The 19967-nt window shown below is 70.8% G+C and carries 24 protein-coding genes; 11 read left to right on the forward strand and 13 right to left on the reverse strand.

Annotation, left to right across the window (positions count from 1 at the left end):
* Positions 1–80 precede the first annotated feature (80 nt).
* From ACFXMV_RS02735 to ACFXMV_RS02755, 5 genes are read right to left on the reverse strand one after another with little or no spacing between them, the layout of a single operon-like run.
* On the reverse strand, positions 81–1052 hold the full coding sequence (locus ACFXMV_RS02735) for a CopD family protein (RefSeq protein WP_378499442.1): 972 nt from the start codon (positions 1050–1052) through the stop codon (positions 81–83).
* Complete coding sequence (locus ACFXMV_RS02740) at positions 1049–1546, reverse strand: copper resistance protein CopC (RefSeq protein ID WP_378499443.1); 498 nt, start codon at positions 1544–1546, stop codon at positions 1049–1051. Before ACFXMV_RS02740 ends, ACFXMV_RS02735 begins: the two co-directional genes overlap by 4 nt.
* 29 nt (positions 1547–1575) lie before the next feature.
* Positions 1576–2238: a YcnI family protein gene (locus ACFXMV_RS02745; protein ID WP_378499439.1), complete on the reverse strand. Its 663-nt coding sequence runs from the start codon at positions 2236–2238 to the stop codon at positions 1576–1578.
* A gap of 56 nt (positions 2239–2294) precedes the next feature.
* The gene (locus tag ACFXMV_RS02750) at positions 2295–2858 is read right to left on the reverse strand and encodes a hypothetical protein (RefSeq protein ID WP_378499440.1); all 564 of its coding nucleotides are present in this window, start codon (positions 2856–2858) and stop codon (positions 2295–2297) included.
* 22 nt (positions 2859–2880) lie between these two features.
* Positions 2881–3498 carry a DUF6474 family protein gene (locus ACFXMV_RS02755; RefSeq protein ID WP_378499441.1) on the reverse strand — a complete coding sequence of 206 codons (618 nt, stop codon included), beginning with the start codon at positions 3496–3498 and terminating at the stop codon, positions 2881–2883.
* 189 nt (positions 3499–3687) lie between these two features.
* Between ACFXMV_RS02755 and ACFXMV_RS02760 the strand changes: the two genes are divergently transcribed.
* Positions 3688–5250, forward strand: coding sequence for a TM0106 family RecB-like putative nuclease (locus ACFXMV_RS02760; RefSeq protein WP_378499444.1), 1563 nt, complete (start codon positions 3688–3690; stop codon positions 5248–5250).
* A gap of 233 nt (positions 5251–5483) precedes the next feature.
* Positions 5484–5711, forward strand: coding sequence for a hypothetical protein (locus tag ACFXMV_RS02765; protein WP_378502506.1), 228 nt, complete (start codon positions 5484–5486; stop codon positions 5709–5711).
* Between the two features lie 736 nt (positions 5712–6447).
* Here ACFXMV_RS02765 and ACFXMV_RS02770 read toward each other — a convergent pair.
* Complete coding sequence (locus ACFXMV_RS02770) at positions 6448–7215, reverse strand: SDR family NAD(P)-dependent oxidoreductase (RefSeq protein ID WP_378502291.1); 768 nt, start codon at positions 7213–7215, stop codon at positions 6448–6450.
* Positions 7216–7491: 276 nt separating this feature from the next.
* On the opposite strand from ACFXMV_RS02770, the gene ACFXMV_RS02775 reads away from it, so the two are divergent.
* Together ACFXMV_RS02775 and ACFXMV_RS02780 are read left to right on the forward strand one after the other, a co-directional pair.
* Entirely contained in the window at positions 7492–7806 is a 315-nt protein-coding gene (locus ACFXMV_RS02775; protein WP_378502292.1) for a hypothetical protein, read from the forward strand.
* A gap of 334 nt (positions 7807–8140) precedes the next feature.
* A complete protein-coding gene (locus tag ACFXMV_RS02780; RefSeq protein WP_378502601.1) occupies positions 8141–8407 on the forward strand; it encodes a hypothetical protein in 267 nt (88 codons plus the stop codon).
* A gap of 50 nt (positions 8408–8457) precedes the next feature.
* Here ACFXMV_RS02780 and ACFXMV_RS02785 read toward each other — a convergent pair whose 3' ends face one another.
* On the reverse strand, positions 8458–8805 hold the full coding sequence (locus tag ACFXMV_RS02785) for a TraR/DksA family transcriptional regulator (protein WP_378502399.1): 348 nt from the start codon (positions 8803–8805) through the stop codon (positions 8458–8460).
* A gap of 412 nt (positions 8806–9217) precedes the next feature.
* On the opposite strand from ACFXMV_RS02785, the gene ACFXMV_RS02790 reads away from it, so the two are divergent.
* Entirely contained in the window at positions 9218–9904 is a 687-nt protein-coding gene (locus tag ACFXMV_RS02790) for a hypothetical protein (protein ID WP_378502600.1), read from the forward strand.
* A 14-nt stretch (positions 9905–9918) separates the two neighbouring features.
* Here ACFXMV_RS02790 and ACFXMV_RS02795 read toward each other — a convergent pair whose 3' ends face one another.
* The 4 genes from ACFXMV_RS02795 to ACFXMV_RS02810 form a co-directional block, all read right to left on the reverse strand.
* Positions 9919–10623: a TMEM165/GDT1 family protein gene (locus tag ACFXMV_RS02795; RefSeq protein ID WP_378502599.1), complete on the reverse strand. Its 705-nt coding sequence runs from the start codon at positions 10621–10623 to the stop codon at positions 9919–9921.
* A 285-nt stretch (positions 10624–10908) separates the two neighbouring features.
* Positions 10909–11436: a peptidase gene (locus ACFXMV_RS02800; protein ID WP_378502125.1), complete on the reverse strand. Its 528-nt coding sequence runs from the start codon at positions 11434–11436 to the stop codon at positions 10909–10911.
* Between the two features lie 114 nt (positions 11437–11550).
* Positions 11551–12393 carry an SMP-30/gluconolactonase/LRE family protein gene (locus ACFXMV_RS02805; RefSeq protein ID WP_378502598.1) on the reverse strand — a complete coding sequence of 281 codons (843 nt, stop codon included), beginning with the start codon at positions 12391–12393 and terminating at the stop codon, positions 11551–11553.
* A gap of 129 nt (positions 12394–12522) precedes the next feature.
* Positions 12523–13146, reverse strand: a complete 624-nt coding sequence (locus ACFXMV_RS02810) for a superoxide dismutase (RefSeq protein WP_378501852.1) — start codon at positions 13144–13146, stop codon at positions 12523–12525.
* Positions 13147–13398: 252 nt separating this feature from the next.
* Between ACFXMV_RS02810 and ACFXMV_RS02815 the strand changes: the two genes are divergently transcribed.
* Positions 13399–14535: an acyltransferase family protein gene (locus ACFXMV_RS02815; protein ID WP_378501855.1), complete on the forward strand. Its 1137-nt coding sequence runs from the start codon at positions 13399–13401 to the stop codon at positions 14533–14535.
* Here ACFXMV_RS02815 and ACFXMV_RS02820 read toward each other — a convergent pair.
* Positions 14457–14951 carry a hypothetical protein gene (locus tag ACFXMV_RS02820; protein WP_378501853.1) on the reverse strand — a complete coding sequence of 165 codons (495 nt, stop codon included), beginning with the start codon at positions 14949–14951 and terminating at the stop codon, positions 14457–14459. The genes ACFXMV_RS02815 and ACFXMV_RS02820 overlap by 79 nt on opposite strands.
* A 123-nt stretch (positions 14952–15074) precedes the next feature.
* Here ACFXMV_RS02820 and msrA point away from each other — a divergent pair, with 123 nt between their 5' ends.
* Positions 15075–15785 carry a peptide-methionine (S)-S-oxide reductase MsrA gene (msrA, locus tag ACFXMV_RS02825; RefSeq protein WP_378501854.1) on the forward strand — a complete coding sequence of 237 codons (711 nt, stop codon included), beginning with the start codon at positions 15075–15077 and terminating at the stop codon, positions 15783–15785.
* Between the two features lie 76 nt (positions 15786–15861).
* Here the strand turns inward: msrA and ACFXMV_RS02830 are convergent, their stop codons facing one another.
* Positions 15862–16791 (reverse strand): LLM class F420-dependent oxidoreductase, encoded by a 930-nt coding sequence (locus tag ACFXMV_RS02830; protein ID WP_378501458.1) that lies wholly within the window; start codon positions 16789–16791, stop codon positions 15862–15864.
* A 101-nt stretch (positions 16792–16892) separates the two neighbouring features.
* Between ACFXMV_RS02830 and ACFXMV_RS02835 the strand changes: the two genes are divergently transcribed.
* The 4 genes from ACFXMV_RS02835 to ACFXMV_RS02850 are packed head-to-tail and all read left to right on the forward strand — an operon-like array spanning position 16893 to position 19941.
* Complete coding sequence (locus ACFXMV_RS02835; protein ID WP_378501457.1) at positions 16893–17237, forward strand: rhodanese-like domain-containing protein; 345 nt, start codon at positions 16893–16895, stop codon at positions 17235–17237.
* Entirely contained in the window at positions 17238–18227 is a 990-nt protein-coding gene (locus tag ACFXMV_RS02840) for a DUF4328 domain-containing protein (protein WP_378502597.1), read from the forward strand. It abuts the gene before it with no gap.
* A complete protein-coding gene (locus ACFXMV_RS02845; protein ID WP_378501454.1) occupies positions 18224–18979 on the forward strand; it encodes a glycerophosphodiester phosphodiesterase in 756 nt (251 codons plus the stop codon). Before ACFXMV_RS02840 ends, ACFXMV_RS02845 begins: the two co-directional genes overlap by 4 nt.
* Before the next feature lie 23 nt (positions 18980–19002).
* On the forward strand, positions 19003–19941 hold the full coding sequence (locus tag ACFXMV_RS02850; protein WP_378501453.1) for a DUF5926 family protein: 939 nt from the start codon (positions 19003–19005) through the stop codon (positions 19939–19941).
* Positions 19942–19967: the final 26 nt, after the last annotated feature.

Below are 19967 nucleotides of genomic sequence, written 5' to 3' on the forward strand. Positions count from 1 at the left end.
ACCGTTATAGCGCCTTCGGCGGCTGTGAGTGATTTTCACCCCTATAGGGGTACGACGCGCGCACGGGCGGCGCAGCCGCGTCAGGCGGTGGTGGCGAGCGCTGCGGCGAGGCCGAACGCGACCGCCATCGCCAGCACCTCGAGCACCGCACGGCGCAGCGAGTCGTCGGCCTGCACGCGGTGCGCGCCCGCCGCGGGCACCCAGGTCCGTCGCCACCACCAGCCGAGCGCCCCGAGCGCGAGCAGCGCCGCGGCCTTGGCCAGCACGATCCGCCCGTAGCCAGTGCCGACCAGCGCGCCAGGGCCGCCGAGCCTGACCGCGGCGTCGATCACGCCGGTCACCGCCAGCACCGCGACGCACCGCCACGCGAGGTCGGAGTAGCGCGGCAGCAGCGTGGCCCAGGCGCCCCGCGCCCGCAGCAGCAGGGCCATCGCGACGAGCGGGCCCAGCCACAGCGCCGCGGCCAGGGCGTGCGCGGCACCCAGAAGCGACCCGAGGACCTGCGTCGCCATGTGTCCGGTGACCGGACGGGCGGCCAGCGCCACCGCGGCGAGCACCGCCACCGGGGTGACGGGCCAGTCCGCGTGCCGCCGGAACGCCAGTGCCGCGATCACCGCGATCGCCGCCGTGCAGGCCACGGTCGCCGCGCCGATCTGGCCCGCGCTGATGTCGCCGAGAAACCTGCCGAACGTGGTCGAGGAGAGCGCGCCCGCCCCGGTCTCGGTGGTCTCCGCCGCCGCGGCGACCACTAGGGCGACCTCGGCCAGCGTCCAGGCCCCGGCCAGTGCCGCGACCGGTCGCCAGAGTTCGGCGCGCGGGATCACCGGTCGCCGGTCCGACCGTTGCAGCCACTCCAGCGCGGCCAGCCCCAGCACCGCCGACCCCAGGAGGACGGCGAGCACCCGGATGAGGCTCGACGGGTCGGGGCCCGCCGGAGCGGCCAGCAGCCAGGCCAACCCGACCCCGGCGAGGCCGGCGGGCGCGGCGAGCAGCAGCGCGGGCGGCGTGATCCGCCACCGCGTCGCCCCGCCCGCCGCACCCACCGTCGTCAGCCCTGCTCGCGCGGCCTGCGCAGCGCGAAGGCCAGTCCGCCGCCGAACACCAGCACCCCGGCGACGATGAACGGCCACATCGGCAGCCCGTCCGCGTCGCCGCCCTCGGTGGCGCCCGCGTCACCACCCGGCTTCGGGCCGGGCGTGCCCGAACCCGGTTCGGTCAGGGTGAACGTGCGGGTGCCGCTGACGGGGTGGCCGTCCGCGGACGTCACCCGGTACGCGACCGTGTAGACGCCGGTCGGGCCGAGCTCGCCGACCGGGACGCTGACCGAGGGGCCCTGCACGGTGGGCTCGCCCTTCGACCACAGGTTGCCGTCCGGGCCGACCACGGTGAGCGTGGCGAAGCTGGACTGCATCGGCTCGTTGAACGTGACGACGGCCAGCTCCGGACCAGCCGCGACGGACGAGCCGTCCGCCGGGGTGGACCCGGTCGCCACCGCGTGCGCACTGGCGACGCCCGTGCCGAGCAGCGCGGCAGCCGCCGCGATCATCGTCACGACCAGGACGCGGACCCGGGTGTTCACGAGCGCCGACCGCGGACGGTCGCGCCGACGCCGAGGGCTGCGCCGAGCGCGCCCAGCACCAGGCCGATGCCGCCCAGCCAGCGGGCGGTGGTGTCGACGCCATCGCTGTCGGTGGACGTGGCGGCCGCGGTCGCGGCGCCGTGGCCGCCGTCCTCGGATTCGGACGCAGGCGCCAGCGTCAGGGCCGGCGCCGGCTTGTCGGGCTCGCTGCCGTCGGGGCCGGGCTGCTGATCCCAGTTCACGACCTGGCCGTCGCTGTAGGTCTGGGCCGCGACGAAGGACACCTCGTCCTGCGCGGGCAGCGGCCCGGCGGACAGCACGAACTGCTGGAACTGGCCGGGGCCGACGCTCACGCCGGGATCCGCCGTCCAGGTGACCGAGGTGGCCTCGCCGGAGGCGGCGTCCTTGGTGACCTGCGAGGTCCAGCCCGGCATCGGCTCGGTGCGCGCCGACTTCAGGTTCGGCAGCGTCACCGTCAGCTTCGTGGTGCCCGCGGTCTCCGACTCGGTGGGCACCTTGAAGTTCAGGACGGTGTAACCGCCCTGCTCGGCGCCGGGGGCGCTGACGGAGACGTGCGCGGCGGCGATGCCGGTGCCGAGCAGCAGCACGCCGCCGGTGGCGCCGACCGTGAGGAGGGCACGCGAAAAGAGGGTGGTCATGTGTGGTTCGTTTCTCTCGAGAGGTGGGGGAGGCGGGCCCGGGTCGCCGAGGCCCGCTAGGCGGACGCCGCTGTGGGCGGTCCCCGTCTCGAGATGCCGAAGTCGAGCGGCGCGGCCGTCGGGACGGCGGCGGCGGGCGCGATGCGGAGCGAGAAGTCGATGCGCGGCAGTGGATTCCACCGGCGCGTGAGGGTCCGCAACACCCGGGTGATCGGACCGTACAGCGCCTCGGCGGACAGGATCAGCGCCGCGCACACCGCCGTCGCGGCGGCGTGTGCGGCGAGCATCGTCAGCCCGCGGGGCGAGAGCTCGGGACCGTGCGGCTGGTGCGCGGTGAGGGCCGTGGACAGCGCGAGGTGGCCGACGAGCTGCCCGGCGGCCAGCGCCCCGAGCAGCGCGACCCGCCCGCCGCGCAGGCTGCCGGTGACCGCGCCGACCGCGGCGCAGCACAGCACGAGCAGCGTCAGGGCCGAGGAATCCGGGTATCCGCCGCCCGCGACCCCGTGCCCGGCGACGGCGAGCGCCGCGGTGAGCGCGCCGACCGCGGCGCCGCGCAGGCGGGCCGCGGGCGCCGCCGCATGTCGCAGGCGGGCCGCGTGGTCGGGGCGGGTGGTCGGCATCGGGGCGGGGGTGCGGCTGGGGTCAGCGGACGCCGAGGCGGGCGAGCAGGTCGGCCTCGACGCCGTCCAGCTCGGCCGAGATCGCGTGGTGGGCGGCCTTGCGGCGCGCGGCCGGCATCTGCTCGGAGGCGCGGACGGCCGTGCTGAGCTCGGCCAGCCGGCCGAGGACCGCGGCGGTGAACCGGGCGGTCTCGGCGTCGGGGAACTGGGCGGCGATGGTGTTCGCGGACCGTTCGGCTCCGGCGATCCGGGCGCTGAGCTGGGCGCCGTGCCCGGTGTAGGTGCCGAGTTCCTCGGCGGCGATGCCCATTTTGTTGGCGCGCTGCTGGTCGAGCTGCGCGCGCAGCATGGTTGCGCCGCGGTAGACGAGCGGCGCGAGCACCGGGGTCAGGAGCCGGGCGATGCCGAGGTACTTGCGGACCTGGCCGACGCTCAGCTTGCCGCGGGTGGCGGCCTTCTCCTGCGCCTTCAGCGTCGAGAGCTGAGCCTTCTCGACCTTCTTCGCCGACTTGGCCTCGGTCCGCATTTTCTTGCGGTCGTTGCGGGCGCCGAGCTTCGCCTCCACCTTGGCCTTGTGCTTGAGGGCCTTCGCCTCGGCACGCCGGGTCGCGCGTGTCTTGCGTTTCCTGAACAAACCCATGCGTAAGGCCCCTCATCTTGGCGCTCGAGCTCCGGCACACCCGTCCCCGACAGCCTATCCGCGACGGTATCGGCCAGCGCGGTGCGGGTTGTCGGTGCGACGGACCATAATCTCGACATCGTGAATTATTCGCAGGACCCTCGGGATCCGCACCAGGAAGACGAGCCGAGCCGCAACGGCACTCGGCCGGTGCTCATCGATCCCAGGACGCTGACCACGTGCCGCCACCGGGTCCATCTCGATTCGGCCTACCCGGAGATGATCGCGTCGGCGCCGGAGGACATCGGAGTTCAGCAGCGCCGCGAATCGGCGCAGGCGCACCGGGAGGCGATGCTCCGACGATTGATGGCGCCCGGCGGACACAGCTGGGTGCTGATCGATCAGTCCGGACCGTCACGCGAGCGGGCGGCGGCGACGCTGCGGGCGTGCGCCGACGGGGCGGATCGGATCTGGGGCGCGGTGTTGCCGCTCGAGTTCGACACCGGCAGGCGCGGGCGGGCCGAGCTGTTGATCCGGGACGCGGACCGCGGCGGGTACATCCCGGCGATCGTGGTGAACCACAAGGTCACCGACCCCGGCAGCGGCGCGGTCACCTCCAGCCTGGACGACTGGGCGCCGGGCGTCGACCCGGACCGGAAGGTGCGCGCCCAGCTCCGCGATCAGCTTCGCCTCGCGCACCTGCACCGGATGTTGCAGGCGCAGGGGGTGGCCAGCCCGTCGATGCTCGGCGGGGTGATCGGGTACGGCGGCGAGCGCTTCCTCGTGCACGACCTGGCCGCGGTGATGGACGTGTACGACGAGCGGTTCGCCGACCGCCTGGCCGTCGCGCGCGGCGACCGCTTCACCTCCCCGTCGCAGATCGGCGAGTGCCGGTCCTGCCCCTGGTGGACGCGATGCAAGGAGAACCTCACCGCCGCGCGGGACGTCAGCCTGGTCGCGACGGGCTCGCGGGCCGAGGCGCTGCGGGCGGCCGGGGTCTACACCATCGACGACCTGGCGGACTGGGACGGACCGCCGCCGGAGGAGTGGCAGGGCAACGGGTTCGCGGACGTGGTGGTGATCGCGAAGGCCTGGCTGGGCGGGATCCCGTTGGTGCGGCGGCAGTCCGAGGTCACGGTGCGCCGGGCGGATGTCGAGGTCGACGTGGACATGGAGAGCTATCAGGAGCACGGGGCCTACCTGTGGGGCACGCTGTTGACCGCGGACGGGGTCACCCAGCCGTACCGGCCGTTCGTCACCTGGGACCCCCTGCCGACCCGGGACGAGGGCCGGTCATTCGCGGAGTTCTGGGGCTGGCTGATGGGGGTGCGGGACGCGACCGTCGCCGACGGCAAGACCTTCGCCGCGTACTGCTATTCCCGTGCGGCGGAAGACAAGTGGCTGCTCGACTCGGCGACCCGGTTCGCGGGGATGCCGGGCATCCCGACGGTCGCGCAGATCCGCGCCTTCATCGACAGCCCGGAGTGGGTGGATGTCTACCAGGCGGTGAGCGACCAGTTCATCTGCCCGAACGGCAAGGGGCTCAAGAAGATTGCACCGGTGGCCGGATTCCATTGGCGGGACGCGGACGCGAGCGGCGAGGCGTCGATGAGCTGGTACCGGGAGGCGGTCGGCTACGACGGGGAGCCCGATCTCACTCAGCGTGAGCGGTTGTACGTCTACAACGAGGACGACGTGCAGGCGACGCGGGTGCTGCGGGAGTGGATGACCGACCGCGCCGTGGCCGAGGTGCCGCTGGCCGCGGACCTGTAGGCGCCTGCGGCACCCGTGCGCGGATGAAGGGTCTTTGGACCCGTCAACCGCGCACGGGTAGCTTCGCTGCCTGTTGCCGAGGAGGCGAAAGGGTTGCGTTAGACGCTTGAGCTGCGAGTATGTGATTCTCCGATATCCGGTGTGGGTGGGGGCGGTGGGCGCTAATGTGCCGCCGTCTGGGGTGTCCAATCGGTTGGGCGCTCATCATTGCTCGGAGAACGGGGAGTTCCTTCGTGGGTAAGAACATTGTGCGTCGGGGTGCGTCGATGATCGGTGCCGTCGCGATCGTGGTCGGTGGGGTTGTCGCGGGTGGGGTCGTCGGGGCGGGGACCGCGAATGCGGCTTGCATCGAGGATGGCAATGGTGGATGTGCCAACGACACACCGATCTTCCCGGGGGTTGTCGGCGAGTTCCTCGCGGACGTCTATCGCACAGGCATTCTGCCGTACTTCTCCTCCTGACCGGTGTGGGTAGTCGCGCTGCATTGGCGCGACCACCCACCTTGGCGACGGTGCGGCATCGTGGTTGTCCGGAAGAGCCTATCCAGCAAGGCTTTTCGAGGTGAGAGGATGCACGTCGAGGGATTTGGTGCGTCGTGGGGCGGCCGCGCCGACGGGATGCCGCGGTCGATGATGCCAGGCGGATTCGACCGGCAGGCGGCGTGCATGAGGTTCCCGCCAGGTTCAGGGCTGACTGCGAGTGACCTCGTCGATCCGACCGAATTTTGGGTTGCGTATAACGGTTGACCTGGGGAAACATCGACTTCAGATTCGGCAGACGGTGGGGGGACTGGCAAGTAATCTGGCGCGGTCTGGGGCGCTCGATGAAGGTGAGCGCCCGTCATCACGCCTTGAACGAGGGAGTCTGCATGTTTCGAACCATGGCGCGCCGCGGCGCGTCCGTCCTCATTGCCGCGGCGCTGTGCGGCGGTGGTTTGGCCGTTGGCGGGGGCGCAGCGACGGCCGAGGAACTCCCGGGCGGCGTGTTCGGGTCATCGCCACTGACTGGCTCGCTCGATATCACTACCGGATGTACGTCGTCGTTGCCTCCACAGTGCAACGGTCCAGTGACGTTTACCGAATGGATGTCGTCGCTGTTCGGTTCTTAGTCGGTCCGCGGCAGTCTGCAAAGAGGCGGCGGTGGCGCGCTTGTGGAGGCCTTGACCTCCGCGAGCGCACCACCGCGCGTAGCGACTTCCTACCGCGGCGCCATCCGCAGCGCGCCGTCCATGCGGATCGTCTCGCCGTTGAGGTAGTCGTGCTCGACGATCATCTGCGCGAGCTGCGCGTACTCGGACGGGTTGCCGAGGCGGGACGGGAACGGCACGCCGGCCTCGAGGCCCTTGCGGTACTCGTCGGTGACGCCCGCGAGCATCGGGGTGTCGATGATGCCGGGGGCGATCGTGTTGACGCGGATGCCGAACTGCGCCAGGTCGCGGGCGGCCGGGACCGTCATGCCATGCACGCCGCCCTTGGATGCGGAGTAGGCGATCTGGCCGATCTGGCCCTCGAACGCGGCGACCGAGGCGGTGTTGATCACGACGCCGCGCTGGCCGGACTCGTCGACGGTGTCGGTCTTGGCGATCGCGTCGGCGGCCAGGCGCATCACGTTGAAGGTGCCGAGCAGGTTGACGGTGATGACGGTGCGGAACAGCTCCAGGTCGTGCGGGCCGTTCTTGGACAGGATGCGGCCGGCCCAGCCGACGCCCGCACAGTTGACGACGGTGCGCAGCGGCACGCCGGAGGCGACGATCTGGTCGACCGCGGCCTGGACCTCGTCGCCGCTGGTGACATCGGTGGGGATGAGGGTGACGCCGGCAGGCACGCTGTCGCCGGCGCGCTCGATGGACTGGGCCAGGTCCAGCCCGAAGACGGTGGCGCCCGCGTCCGCGAAGCGCTTGGCGGTGGCGGCGCCGAGGCCGGAGGCAGCTCCGGTGACCAGTGCAGCGGTTCCCTGGATTTCCACAGTCGATCCCCTTTTCTGGCGGCCACCGTTGGCCGGCCGGTCGTGACCGCAACGATAGCGCCCGGCCGTGAGTCTGGTTAACGACGGTTCACCGAATGGGGCGATCGTGGCGTCGATCCCCTCGGGCGCACCCGTTGTGTATAACGTTTGACCTGCGAAGACACCGATTTTCGAATTCGGCAGTCGGAGGGGTGGACGGACCCTATGCTGGCGCGGTCGGGGGGCGTCCGACGGGTGTCGCCGCCCCGTCATCACACTCCTTCGTAAGGAATCTTCATGTCTCGAACTCTGGCGCGTCGTGGCGCGTCCGTCTTTGCCGCAATGGCTCTGCTCGGCGGCGGTCTGGCCCTCGGCGGGGGCACGGCGTCGGCCGACGATCTCGCGGGTGGCGCGGTCGGCTCCGTCGAGGAGGTCTTCTTCGGGGGAGTGATCACGCTCGGGATTGTGGGCGGCTCCATCGACCAGAGCGACATCTGGATCGGATGTGCGGGATGGAGTTGCCCCGCAACCCCGCCGTCCAATTTGGAGAGATTCACCGCGTGGTTGCAGGGGATCGATCCGGCAACAGCGTTTCCCCCCGTCCGTGGCTAGGTGCTGATTGTCGGTCAGGACCCGTTTGACCGCATCTATCGGATTCAGCGGAATGTCAAGCTCGGCTCTGTCGGGAGCGGTCGTTCGGCGCCGATCGGGCGTCCGCACATAACGCAGACCCCGTAGCTGCGGTCGTCGACCCGGTGCTGGGCGGGACACCCTGTCGCCCGGTGCCGGGCGGGTTCCGTATGACGCTTTGACCTGCGAAAAATGGGTAGTCGGATTCGCTCACGCGCAGGCCGGCCGTTCCTATGCGACGCGGTCGAGGGCGCCGGATGGGTGAGGTCGCCCCGTTTCACCAAATCGAACACACAAATCGAACAAAGGAAGCTGAATGTTGCGAACACTGGCGCGTCGCGGCGCGTCCCTCCTTCTTGCGACCGCTCTGCTCGGTGGCGGTCTGGCACTCGGCGGGGGCACGGCGTCGGCCGAGGATCTCGGCGGGGACACCGCGTCGGCGGCTCTCGCGGCCGGCGTCAGCCCTGGAGATGTATTTCTTCTAGCGCTGCATGACCTGTTGATTCAGGCCGGCTCCAGCGAGACGGGATGTACGGCCAAAGGTTGCACCCCGACCGGATCGGACGCCATGAGAATCAACTGACAGGAATCTCGGTCGGCAGCCCCGGCTCCTGACCACTTGGCGGCGGTGCGTCAGGCGCAGTCGATGCACCGCCGCACGGCGGGGAGGGCGTCCAACCGTTCGTCGCCGATCGGGCGCCCGCACTTCTCGCAGGCACCATAGGTGCCGGCGTCGAGACGGTGTTCGGCCCCGGTGAGTTCGTCGAGGTCCTGCCGCGCGTCCGCGAGCAGCGAGGCCACCTGGGCCCGTTCGAACGCGATCGTCGAGCCCTCCGGGTCGTGCTCGTCGTCGTTCACGGTCAGCTCCGAGCCGTCCAGAATGTCGGCCAACCGGGCGGTCAGAGATTCGATCCGGTGCACGGTGGCGGCCTGCTCGGCCGCGATCCTGTGGCGAGCGGTGGCGGCAGCGGACTTGGTCATGCCCGATACAACACCTCACCGCGGCGGTTGCTTCCGTCAGGGACAAGTCGGTCCGGTTCCGTCGACCGGGTACCAGACGTTCGCGCCCGCTGTACCTGCACTGCGTCCACGGGGTCCGGGCGATCCCCTCCTGTTCCGTCGTGGTCCCGGGTGGTGGCGGTTGATGCACCGTCTGACCGCGGGTGCTCGCACGAACGCGACGGTCGCGCCAGGTCGCCGGACGTCGGTCGGCGAGTAGCCGTCGAAGGCAGCGTTTAACCCTATGACCTGCGCAAAACGAGTGTGCGATTCCGGCGCGGTGTGGTGTGACGCCCCCTACGCTGGGCGAGCTATTGGGGCGGGCGATGGGCCGGCTCTCCATGGAAAGGGGACATTGTCGATGGCTGGAAATCTGGTGCGTGCGGGTGGGTCGGTGCTCGCGGCGCTGACCATCGTCGCGGGCGGGGCGCTGATGGGTGCGGGGACCGCGGCCGGGCAGACGTGGTGGGCGGACGAGATATGGCAGAACCTGGTGCGCCCTTGCAATGACCACAGCCCGCAATTCCCGGATTTGGGGCCGTGCTACCGCAATGGCTTCGCGGATTCCGGGATGCTCGGCAACTACAAGGGCGCGTACTTCGGTGTCAAGGAGGTCGATCCGGGTGCCGACGCGACGTTCACCGCAGTCGTCGTCGCCCAGGAGGCGGCATTCCAGGTTGCCGCACCGGAAGTGAACGTGGACGTCACGAGTGTTACCCACCTTCCGCCAGAGGGTTTTGAGTTCGTGGGGGTGAAGGTGACCGGTTATACACCGACAGAAACGCCTCCGGGGCCCTTGGTGGACCTGCCCTCGACAGTGGCGGTGGATCCCGTCACCGGGAAGGTCACGGTCACGGCGCCGGAGGGGGGCTGGGCGCTGCAGCCGGGGCGCAACGGAGGCAAGTTCGAAGGCGGTAGCGTCAGTCTCGTGTTCGAGTACAAGGCACCCGACAAGGCTCTCGACGGCGCCAATGGATTCACCTTCACCGGCACTGGAGTCCCCGCGTCGGATGGGTGGGTTGCGAGTGGGAACACCCGGGTCCTCCCGGCAGGCGGTGGTACCGGGAGCACGGGTTCCTGATCGTCGTCCGGCGCCTACCTGTCGAGGGGCTCGGGAGTCCCCTCGACAGGTAGGGCGGCGTCCCGCCGGGACCGCGCCCAGTGGACCCCACCCGCCGCGGCGGCGACCGCGAGGATCACGCCGCCCACGATCGGGCCGGCAGCGGTGCCCGGGAACAGGCCCTCGAGCAGCAGCATCACGCCGAAGACGAGGAACAGGGTCGCGGCGCCGAGCTGGATGAACCGTTCGGGCAGGTGCTTGCCGAGGACGGCGCCGACCACGATGGCCAGCGCGTCCGCGGCGACCATGCCGACCGTGGAGCCGATCCAGACGCCGACCCAGTCGTTGTCCGCGGCCAGGGTGATGGTGGCGAGCATGGTCTTGTCGCCGAGCTCGGCAAGGAAGAACGCGGACGCGACGGCCAGGAATGCGGAGGTGCCGACGCGGGCGGCCTTGTTCTGTTCGTCGTCGCTGAGGCTGTCGCCGCGCAGGGTCCACAGGGCGAAGATCACGAACGCGATGCCGCCGACGATGCTGATCAGGTTCGTGGGGAGGGCGGCGCCCAGGGAGTGGCCGACGCCGACCGAGACCAGGTGCACGATGGTGGTGGCGACGGTGATGCCACCGACGACGACCCACCACTTGTAGCGCAGGGCGAACGTCATCGCCATGAGCTGGGACTTGTCGCCGAGTTCGGCGACGAAGATGACGCCGAAGCTGAGCAGCAGCGCGGCAAGCATGCGGACCTCCTCCGATATCTGGTTTCGGAGGATGTTGGGAACTGTTCCTCCGGCCGCCGACGTCTGGACGTCGACAGCCGAAGGTCTCGCCCACCGGTGCGTGTCGCGTGAACGACGGCGCCGGTTCGGGCAGCCGGGCGCATCAAATCTCGTGATGCTGGCCAGTATGTCGACTGCTCGATTGGGGGCTACTCCCCTTCGCTGTGCGTAAGACTACCCGAGGTTCGCGAGATCGCAAAGCGCACAACAAGTTTGGGAGACCAAACTTTGATCTTCCGGTTTGCGTCAGGCCGCCAGCAGCATGGCCAAAACAGCGGTGTCGGGGTCCGTATTGGGATCGAGGCTCATCCGGCTGACCATGGACGTCACGGTGCCGTCGGCATCCGCCTCGACCCAGGCGGCCCGGTGGTCCAGCCCGAGGTGCGGCACGCCAGGCAGCAGCAGGCAGCCCGAGGCCGCGCCCACGCACTCCGGCAACGAGGGCATGGTCTCCGACGGCGGGTGCAGCACCAGCAGGGCCGGAGGCTGATGTTCCGCGAAACATCCTGGCGTGACCGCGGATTCGCCGATAACCGGTCCCTCCGCCACCACCAGTCCGACGGTGCCGGGCTCCGGATCGTCGGGAAGATCCTCGTGCGCGCCGAAAATCGTTGAGGTGGGCAGCAATCCGGGTACGCAGGCAATGCGGACGGCGAGCACCAGCAGCTGAGCCCATTCCTTGGTGGTGTCGGGCCACCGGCCGGAGATGATGAACCCGCGCAGCGCGCCCGCGGCATGGAAGGGTGCGACGCCGATGTGACCGTGCTGGGTCATGTCCGTCCCCTTCCGTGCGACGACGCCCCGGCAGTTCCACCGGGGACAACTCCAGGATGCGCCGAACTCGGCTGGCAGACAAGCGGGATCGAGTGCCAGCGGGACCGCCGTGCGCTACGCCTGTGCGGCGGGGACCTGCACCCGGATCCGCCGGACGGTACCGCTGCGGTCGCGTTCGGCCTCCTCCGGAATCCACGTCTCGGACGCGCAGACGAACAGGTCGCGGCCGTCGGACCCGCCCAGCGCGAGGGAGTAGGGGTGCGGGGCGGGCAGGCGGTCCGTGATGGCGCCGCCCGCGTCGACGCGGAAGATCTCGTCGCCGAACGGGGAGGCCACCCAGACGCCGTCCTCGGCGTCGATCGTGAGGCCGTCGGGGCACACCGTGGCGTCGAACTCGGCGATCACCCTCCGCTGTTCGAGACTGCCGTCGGGTTCGATCGTGAAGGCGGTCAACCGGCCGGGGGTTGATCGGGTCTCGGCGACGATCAGGGTGGTGCCGTCGGAGGTCACGACCATGCCGCCCGCCAGCACCATCGCGGTCGCGACGTCGTGGACGGCGCCGTCGGGTTCGACCATCGCCAGGTCGGCGGGCCGCGGCGCCCGCGGGGGATCGCTGCCGTCGCCGACATTGCCGACGTACGCGCGGCCGAGGCGGTCGACGCACATGTCGCCCAGATGCCAGGTGGCGATGCCGGAGAGATCGGCGTGCACGACCAGGCTGCCGTCCGATTCGCGGCGCAGCACGAGCAGGTCGCGGGTGGAGGCGATCAGGAGCCGTCCGTCGGGGAGAAAGCCCAGGCCGGCGGGTCGACCGGGCACCTCGGCCATCGTGTTGAGCGCGCCCGTCAACGGGTCGTACGCCAACACCTCACCGGCGTGGGTGTCCGAGAACCACAGGTGCCGGTCGTGCCAGCGTGCCCCGTCGGGGAACGCGAGACCCTCGATGAGGGTGTCCATCCCTCAACGATACGACCGTTCGCCGGAAACGACTCCGCCGCGCCCGATTGTCGGGCGCGGCGGAGTGGTCGGACTGTGCGTGATTCTTACCCCGGTCGGGGTACAAATCGCGCACGGGGCGAAGCCGCGCTACACGATCAGGCCGGCGGTCTGGGTGCGGGCGCGGTCGAAGCGGGCGGAGACGTCGTTCCAGTTGACGATGTTCCAGAAGGCGTTGACGTAGTCGCCCTTGACGTTCTGGTAGTCGAGGTAGAAGGCGTGCTCCCACATGTCGAGCATGAGCAGGGGGGTCAGGCCGATGGAGATGTTGCCCTGCTGGTCGTAGAGCTGGACGATGATCAGGCGCTGGCCGATGGAGTCCCAGGCGAGGATGGACCAGCCGGAGCCCTGGATGGCGTTGGCGTTGGCGTTGAAGTGGGTGCGGAAGGCGTCGAAGCCGCCGAACTGGTCTTCGATGGCCGCGGCGAGCTCGCCCTCGGGCTTGTCGCCGCCGTCGGGGCTGAGGTTGTTCCAGAAGACGGTGTGGTTGGTGTGGCCGCCGAGGTGGAAGGCGAGGTTCTTCTCGTGCAGGTTGACCACGGGGGCGACGGCGTCGGCGGCGCGGAGCTCGGCGAGCTTGTCGAGGGCTGCGTTGGCACCCGCGACGTAGGCGGCGTGGTGCTTGTCGTGGTGCAGCTCCATGATCTTGCCGGAGATGTGCGGCTCGAGGGCGGCGTAGTCGTAGGGCAGTTCAGGCAGCGAGTAGACAGACACGAGGGTCCCTTCCTTACGGGCGCGCACGCCCGGCGTGTACCAAGTCGATTTTGGGTCGATCCTTCTCGGGCATAACCCAATCTCATTCGTACACCGTCCGCAAGATTTGCGAGCACGCGGGCGCGGATGCGAGTGACCCACCACGGACGCCGAAATTCGGACACCGATTCGTCCGGCGGGTGAACAGAACCTTAATATTGCGCAGTGCTCCGACTGCAACACGTTCCCGTGCGCGCGTCCTCGCGGCCCCGGATCGAGTTCGCCGGGGCCAACCTGCTGCGCGCGATCGCGGTGCTCGCCGTCATCTACTCGCACATCTCGTATTACCTGATCGACGACCTCGGTACCGGCTGGTGGCTGATCGACGGCGTCTATGCGGCGCTGGTCAAGGGCGCGGGACTGAACCAGCACCTCTCGTTCGTCGGCGTCGCGATCTTCATGACGCTCACGGGCCTGATGCTCACCGCCTCGGCCACCAGGCACACCCCCGGGCGCTTCCTGTTCAACCGGATCGGACGACTGCTGCCCGCGCTCTGGGTGGCGATCCTGCTCGCCATCGTGCTGGTGCGTCTCGGCGTCAACGGGATGTTCAGCGGCCAGGACGGCATCTCGAACTCCGAGGCGGCGCTCAGCTTCGTGCTCGGCGGGTTCTTTCTCACGCCCGAGGTCGCGGTGTTGGGGGTGACCTGGACCCTGGTGGTGCAGGTCCTGTTCTACCTGTACTGCGTCGCGGCCCGACCGCTGCTCAGGTCGATCCCGATCGCGGTGCCCCTAGCCGGTGCGGCGCTGTGCAGCGCCGTGCTGCTCTACAACCTCTACGTGCCGCAGCCCTACGCGGTCCCGATGCTCTCCAAGGTCGCCGCGACCCTGCCCGCGGTGTTCATGGGCCAGATCATCTACCTCGGCTGGGCGCGGCTGGCGAGCTGGCGTTGGCTGCTCGTGGCGACCCTGGCGCAGGCCGAGGTGGTGCGGCTGGCCACCGACAGCCACGTGTACTGGGCGGGCGATCGCTACCTGTGGACGATGTTCGTGGTCAGCTGCGCGGTGCTGGCGCTGGTGAGGTACGACGGGTACGTCGGCCGGTTGCCGTTGGTGCGCTGGACCGCGACCCGCAGCTACGCGATCTACCTGCTGCACACGCTGATCCTCTACCGGGTGTACGAGAACGCCGTCGGCTACCTGGGGACGACGGGTGCGGTGCTCGCGTTCCTACTGGTGACGGCCGGGGCCGCGGAGTTGCTGTACCGGTTCGTGGAGGTGCCATCGAGCCGGTGGATCGGCGAGCAGTCGCGCCGCCTCGGAGCGTCCGGTCAGAGCACGACGACTGCCACGATGCCGACGATCGCGAGGACCAGTAGGCCGATCAGCACCGCGGGCGCGACCGACTGACGCCCGCGCCGGACCTGCTGCCCGCGCACGGCGGTGGGTTCCGGTGCGAGCCAGGGCGGACTGACCGGGGGCGCGCCGAACTCGGAGTCGGGCGGCGGGGTCGCGGGCGCCGCTGTCGGGGTCGCGGCTGCGGCCGGTGTCGGGGGCGGGCTCGGCGGTGCGGGCTGGCTCGGCTTGGGCGCCGGCGGGCTCGGTGGCGCGGTCCACCGCGGGACGTCGGGCGGCTGCGGGGCGTCGGGCCGCGGGACGTCGGGCGGCGACTGGGTTCGCACCGCCGCGGGCCGCGGCTGCCCGGGTAGCCGCTGCGTGGGCTTCTGCGTCGGCTGGGGGGCGCTCCACTTGAACGGCGGCGGGAACGGAGACCGCTGTCCGTCGCCTTCGGGTTCCCGAGGTGACATCGGTTCCTTGGATGACATCTGGGCCTCCTGCCACGGATGGTCCCCCCACTGCACCGGCGAGCTTACCGACGGGCACGGGTGCCGAGTCGGCGGATCGACCACAGAAACTGTCGCCGCGGCGTCCGCGCGTAGCATCGGATCATGTCCTGGTACGACGACATCCTCGGCCGCGCGGCCGCGAAATCCGTGATGGTGGCGGCGGGGGAGGCGCTGCCCGGGCGGGTGCAGCCGCTGCCGGTCCCCGACGCCCACCACGTCAACGGGCACCCGCTGACCCCGCCGTTCCCGGAGGGAATGCAGACCGCGGTCGTCGGCATGGGCTGCTTCTGGGGCGCCGAGAAGGAGTTTTGGCAACAGGGCGGCGTGTACAGCACCGCGGCCGGGTACGCGGGCGGCGTCACCCCGAACCCCACCTACGAGGAGGTCTGCTCGGGCCGGACCGGGCACACCGAGGTGGTGTTGGTCGTCTTCGATCCGACGGTGATCAGCTATGCGGGTGTGCTGCAACGGTTCTGGGAGAACCACGATCCGACGCAGGGCCTGCGGCAGGGCAACGACCACGGCTCGCAATACCGGTCGGCGATCTACACCACCGATGACGCGCAGCCCGCGGTCGCGGACGCAACCGCGGAGGCGTTCGGCGCGCGCCTGGCCGACGCCGGATACGGCGCGATCACCACCGAGATCGCCCCGCTCGGTGAGTTCTACTACGCGGAGGACTATCACCAGCAGTACCTCGCGAAGAACCCCGGCGGGTACTGCCCGGTGCACGCCACCGGCGTCAGCTGCCCGATCGGCCTGCTGAAGCAGGACGAGGTGCCCGCGCAGAAGGACATCCTGCCGCCGCACTGATCCCGCGCTCGCGACGAACGGGCGGTTGCCGGGAGAGACCGTCGAGTGACGTCCCCGGCAACCGCCCGTTCGACGTTCAGCGGAGCTGCGGCAGCACCTCGGTCGCCACCAGTTCCAGGTGGTCGAGGTCGTCGAGGTCGAGGGTCTGCAGGTAGATCCGGCTCGCCCCGAGCTCGCCGTACCGGCCGATCTTGTCCACGAGTTCGGCGGGCGAACCGGCCGCGCCGTTCTCCCGCAACTCGGCGACCTCGCGCCCGATGCTCGCGGCGCGGGCGGCGAGCTCGCTCTCGGTGCGGCCGCAGCAGAGGACAAGGGCATTGGAGTAGGCGAGCTCGGCGGGATCGCGGTCGATCGCACGGCAGGCCTGGCGCACCCGCTCGAACTGGGTGGAGGTGTCGTCGAGGGAGACGAACGGCAGGTTGAACTCGTCCGCGTAGCGGGCCGCCAGCGCCGGGGTGCGCTTCTTGCCCATGCCGCCCATGACGATCGGCGGGCCCTGGTGCTGATGAGGCTTCGGCAGGGCAGGCGAATCGAGGATGCGGTGATGCGCGCCCTCGTAGGAAAAGGTCTCGCCGACCGGGGTCTCCCACATGCCGGTGATCACCGCGAGCGACTCCTCGAGCCGGTCGAACCGCTCCTTGAGCGACGGGAACGGGATGCCGTAGGCGAGGTGCTCCTCCTCGTACCAGCCGGCGCCGAGGCCGAACTCCACGCGGCCGCCGCTCATCGCGTCCACCTGGGCGACGGCGATCGCCAGCGGCCCGGGATAGCGGAACGTCGCGGAGGTGACCAGCGTGCCGAGCCGGATGGTGGAGGTCTCGCGGGCGAGGCCCGCCAGGGTGATCCAGGCATCGGTCGGGCCTGGCAGCCCTTCGGAGTTCATCGCCAGGTAGTGGTCGGATCGGAAGAACGCGCCGTAGCCGAGGTCCTCGGCGGCCCGCGCGACGCGAAGCAGCTGCTCGTAGGTGGCGCCCTGCTGGGGTTCGGTGAAGATTCTCAGCTCCATGTGTGCCAGCCTGCCGCATGAGCGGTCGCGGCGCGAAGGCATGTCGAAACCGAGCGCGGCTCCGCCGACGGGGTGCGGCCGAACGTGACAGTATCGGTGGTGTGAGCTTTGGTGATGTGCCCTCGGTGCCCGCTGCGGAGGTGCCGGCCGAGCTGTCCGACTCGGTGATCCTGCTGGACGTGCGTGAGGACGACGAGTGGGCGGACGGGCACGCCCCCGGCGCCCTGCACATCCCGATGGTCGACGTGCCTGGCCGGATGGCGGAGATCGACATTGACGCGGAGGTGTACGTCGTCTGCCGTTCGGGCGGCCGGTCGTTCCGGGTCGTCGAGTACCTCAACCAGGCCGGGTTCGACGCGGTGAACGTCAGCGACGGGATGGTGGCCTGGCAGAAGTGCGGCCGGCCGTTGACCGTCGATGGCGGCGGGTCGGCGAAGATCTACTAGATGAGCACCGTTCAGGTCTGCGCGCGATGCGCCGCCCGATGGCCGGTCGTCGGCGGCCCGGCGCAATGGTGCCCGCGCTGCCACGGCGTCCTGCTCTCACCGACGGACCCGAACCGTCCGGAACCGCCGAGCAGGCGCAACTTCCGGTGGGTCGCCCGCACGCCCGGGCAACCGTCGTCCCGGGTGCGTCCGTCCCGCCCGCCGCGGGGCCCGACCCCGCCTGCCTACCGCGAGATCCCGCGCTGGGGCCTGCTCGACGTGCCCCCCGCGTCGGCGTCCGAACCCGAACCCGGCCGCCGCGAGCGGCTGGCCGAGCTGGCCCCGGCCCTGCTCGCTGCCGCCGCGGTGCTGTTCGGTTTGGGCGCGCTGGCCGAACTGTTCCGCTACGCGCTGCTGCTGCGCAACCGGACCACGCTGATCGGGCCGGGGCTGCTCGCCGTCTCCGACGGGCTGGTGGCCGCGGCCGGTCTGCTCGCCCCGGTCGTCGCGGTGTGCGCGGCCGTTGCCGTCGTCGCCTGGCTGGTGGGGGCGCGGCGCCGCGCCTACGCCCGCACCGGGCACGTCGACCCGCGCCGACCGTCGACGGTTGCCCTCGGCTGCCTGGTCCCGGTCGTCAACCTGGCGATGCCGGGGGTGTTCCTCACCGAGCTGAACGAGCCGGACCCGGAGACGCGCAAGCTGATTCGGGTGTGGTGGGTCACCTGGGCCTGCGGCGGCGCGCTGTTCGCGGTGAACCTGCTGTGGCGCATGCGCGACTCCCTGCAGGCCCAGGCGGACGGCGTCCTGCTGGCGGCGGTCACGGACCTGGTGGCGGTGGCGGTCGCGGCGCTCACGCTGCTGATCATCCGCCGCGTCGACGGTCTGAGCCCGACCGGGAAGCCGCGCGAGCTGACCCGCTGGCTGGTCGCGGTGCCCGAGGCTGCCCGGCCATCGGCGACCCGGCCGCCCGAAATCTCGGCGCCGGAACGCGTGGAAGCGGCGGCGCCGTGAGCTCCGACCGCGGTCCCCGCGTGGTCGCGCACCGGGGCGCGTCCGCGGCCCTGCCCGAACACACCCTCGCCGCATACGAGCTGGCCCTGGAGCAGGGCGCCGATGGCCTGGAATGCGACGTCCGGCTGACCCGCGACGGGCACCTCGTCTGCGTGCACGACCGTCGCGTCGACCGCACCTCCTCGGGCTCCGGGCTGGTCAGCGAGATGACGCTCCGGCACCTCAGCGAACTCGAGTTCGGCGCCAACGGGGAGCCGGTGCTCACCCTCGCCCAGCTGATCTCACTGGTGCTCGACCACACCAGCCGCCCGACCAAGCTGTTCATCGAGACCAAGCACCCGGTCCGCTACGGCGGGCTGGTGGAGAGCAAGGTGCTCGCGGAGCTGTCCCGGTTCGGGCTCTCCGCACCCGCCTCCGCGGACCATTCCCGCGCCGTCATCATGTCGTTCTCGGCGGCCGCGGTCTGGCGGATCCGCCGCTCGGCCCCGCTGCTGCCCACGGTGCTGCTCGGCGAGTCGTCCCGGTACCTGGGCGGCGGGGCGGCGACCACCGTCGGTGCCACCGCGGTCGGTCCGTCCATCAAGTCGCTGCGCGAGCACCCGGAGATCGTGGACCGGGCGGCCGCGGCGGGCCGGGCCACCTACTGCTGGACGGTCGACGACTTCGACGACGTGCGGCTGTGCCGGGAGCTCGGCGTCGGCTGGATCGCCACCAACCATCCGGGCCGGACCAAGGAGTGGCTCGCGCAGTAGTGGCGGCGTGTAGGTTTCCCGACGTGGGTAAGAGCAAAAGAAACAGTGGTCCGAAGCCCGGCAGCAACCGCGCGGCCAAGCTCGCCGAGAGGCGCGCCGCCCAGGAGAGCGCCGCGGCGTCCACGGTGCCGCGGCCGTTCGAGGGCCTGGCAGCCGAGTGCGACCTGGTCGCGATGCGCGAGTTCGTCCCGTCCGCCACGGCGACGCTGCCGCTGACCGGCGGTGAGCGCACCGTCGTTGCCGCGACGGTGCTGCCCGGCGCGGTCGCCGGACTGGTCCGCGACGAGGCCGCCGCCGCGTCATCTGGCGGCACCGCCGCCGCGACAGGCTTTGTGGGCCTGCAGGTGCCGGGACAGTCCGCGGATCTGTCGGCCGACCTGGCCGCCGCCGTCAACTGGGCCGTCACCGCGGAGCCGGGGCAGTCGCTCGCCGCGGCCGACGCGCAGCCCGACGGGCCGCGCCTGGGCGACCTGATCGACACGGGAGCATTGCTGGAGATCAGCGTCCACCAGGACTTCAACTGGTGGATCCCGGAGGGCGTCACACCCGCCCCTGAGGTCGCCGCCACCGTCGAGCAGGCCAACTCGGTGATCATGCCGTCGGCCCGTCTCGACAGCGAGGGCGTCGTCGCCGCGTGGTGGGTCGACGCGGGCGAGAAGGCGCACCTGCGCTGGGTGCGCCCCGAGGACGAGGATCAGCTGATGCTGGCCCTGGCCCGGGTGCACGCGGCCGGCGGACTGCACCTCGGTGAGGGGTCCCGGTACGCCGGCTCCTTCCGCACCCACGGCCTGCTGGTGCCGGTGTTCGACCTCGACCCCGAGCGGCACGCCCAGGAATGGGCGCCCGCGACGGCCGAGCTGGGCGAGCGGCTGGCCGACGCGCTGGCCGTCGACGCGCCGCTGACCTCCGAGGAGATTCGCTCGCGCGACGGTCTGCGTGGCCGCCAGGTCACCCTGCGTTAGGCAGCTCCGCTGCCCGTGCGCGTTCA

This window comes from Rhodococcus sp. NPDC059179, from assembly GCF_042754885.1.
Lineage (GTDB): Bacteria > Actinomycetota > Actinomycetes > Mycobacteriales > Mycobacteriaceae > Rhodococcus_G.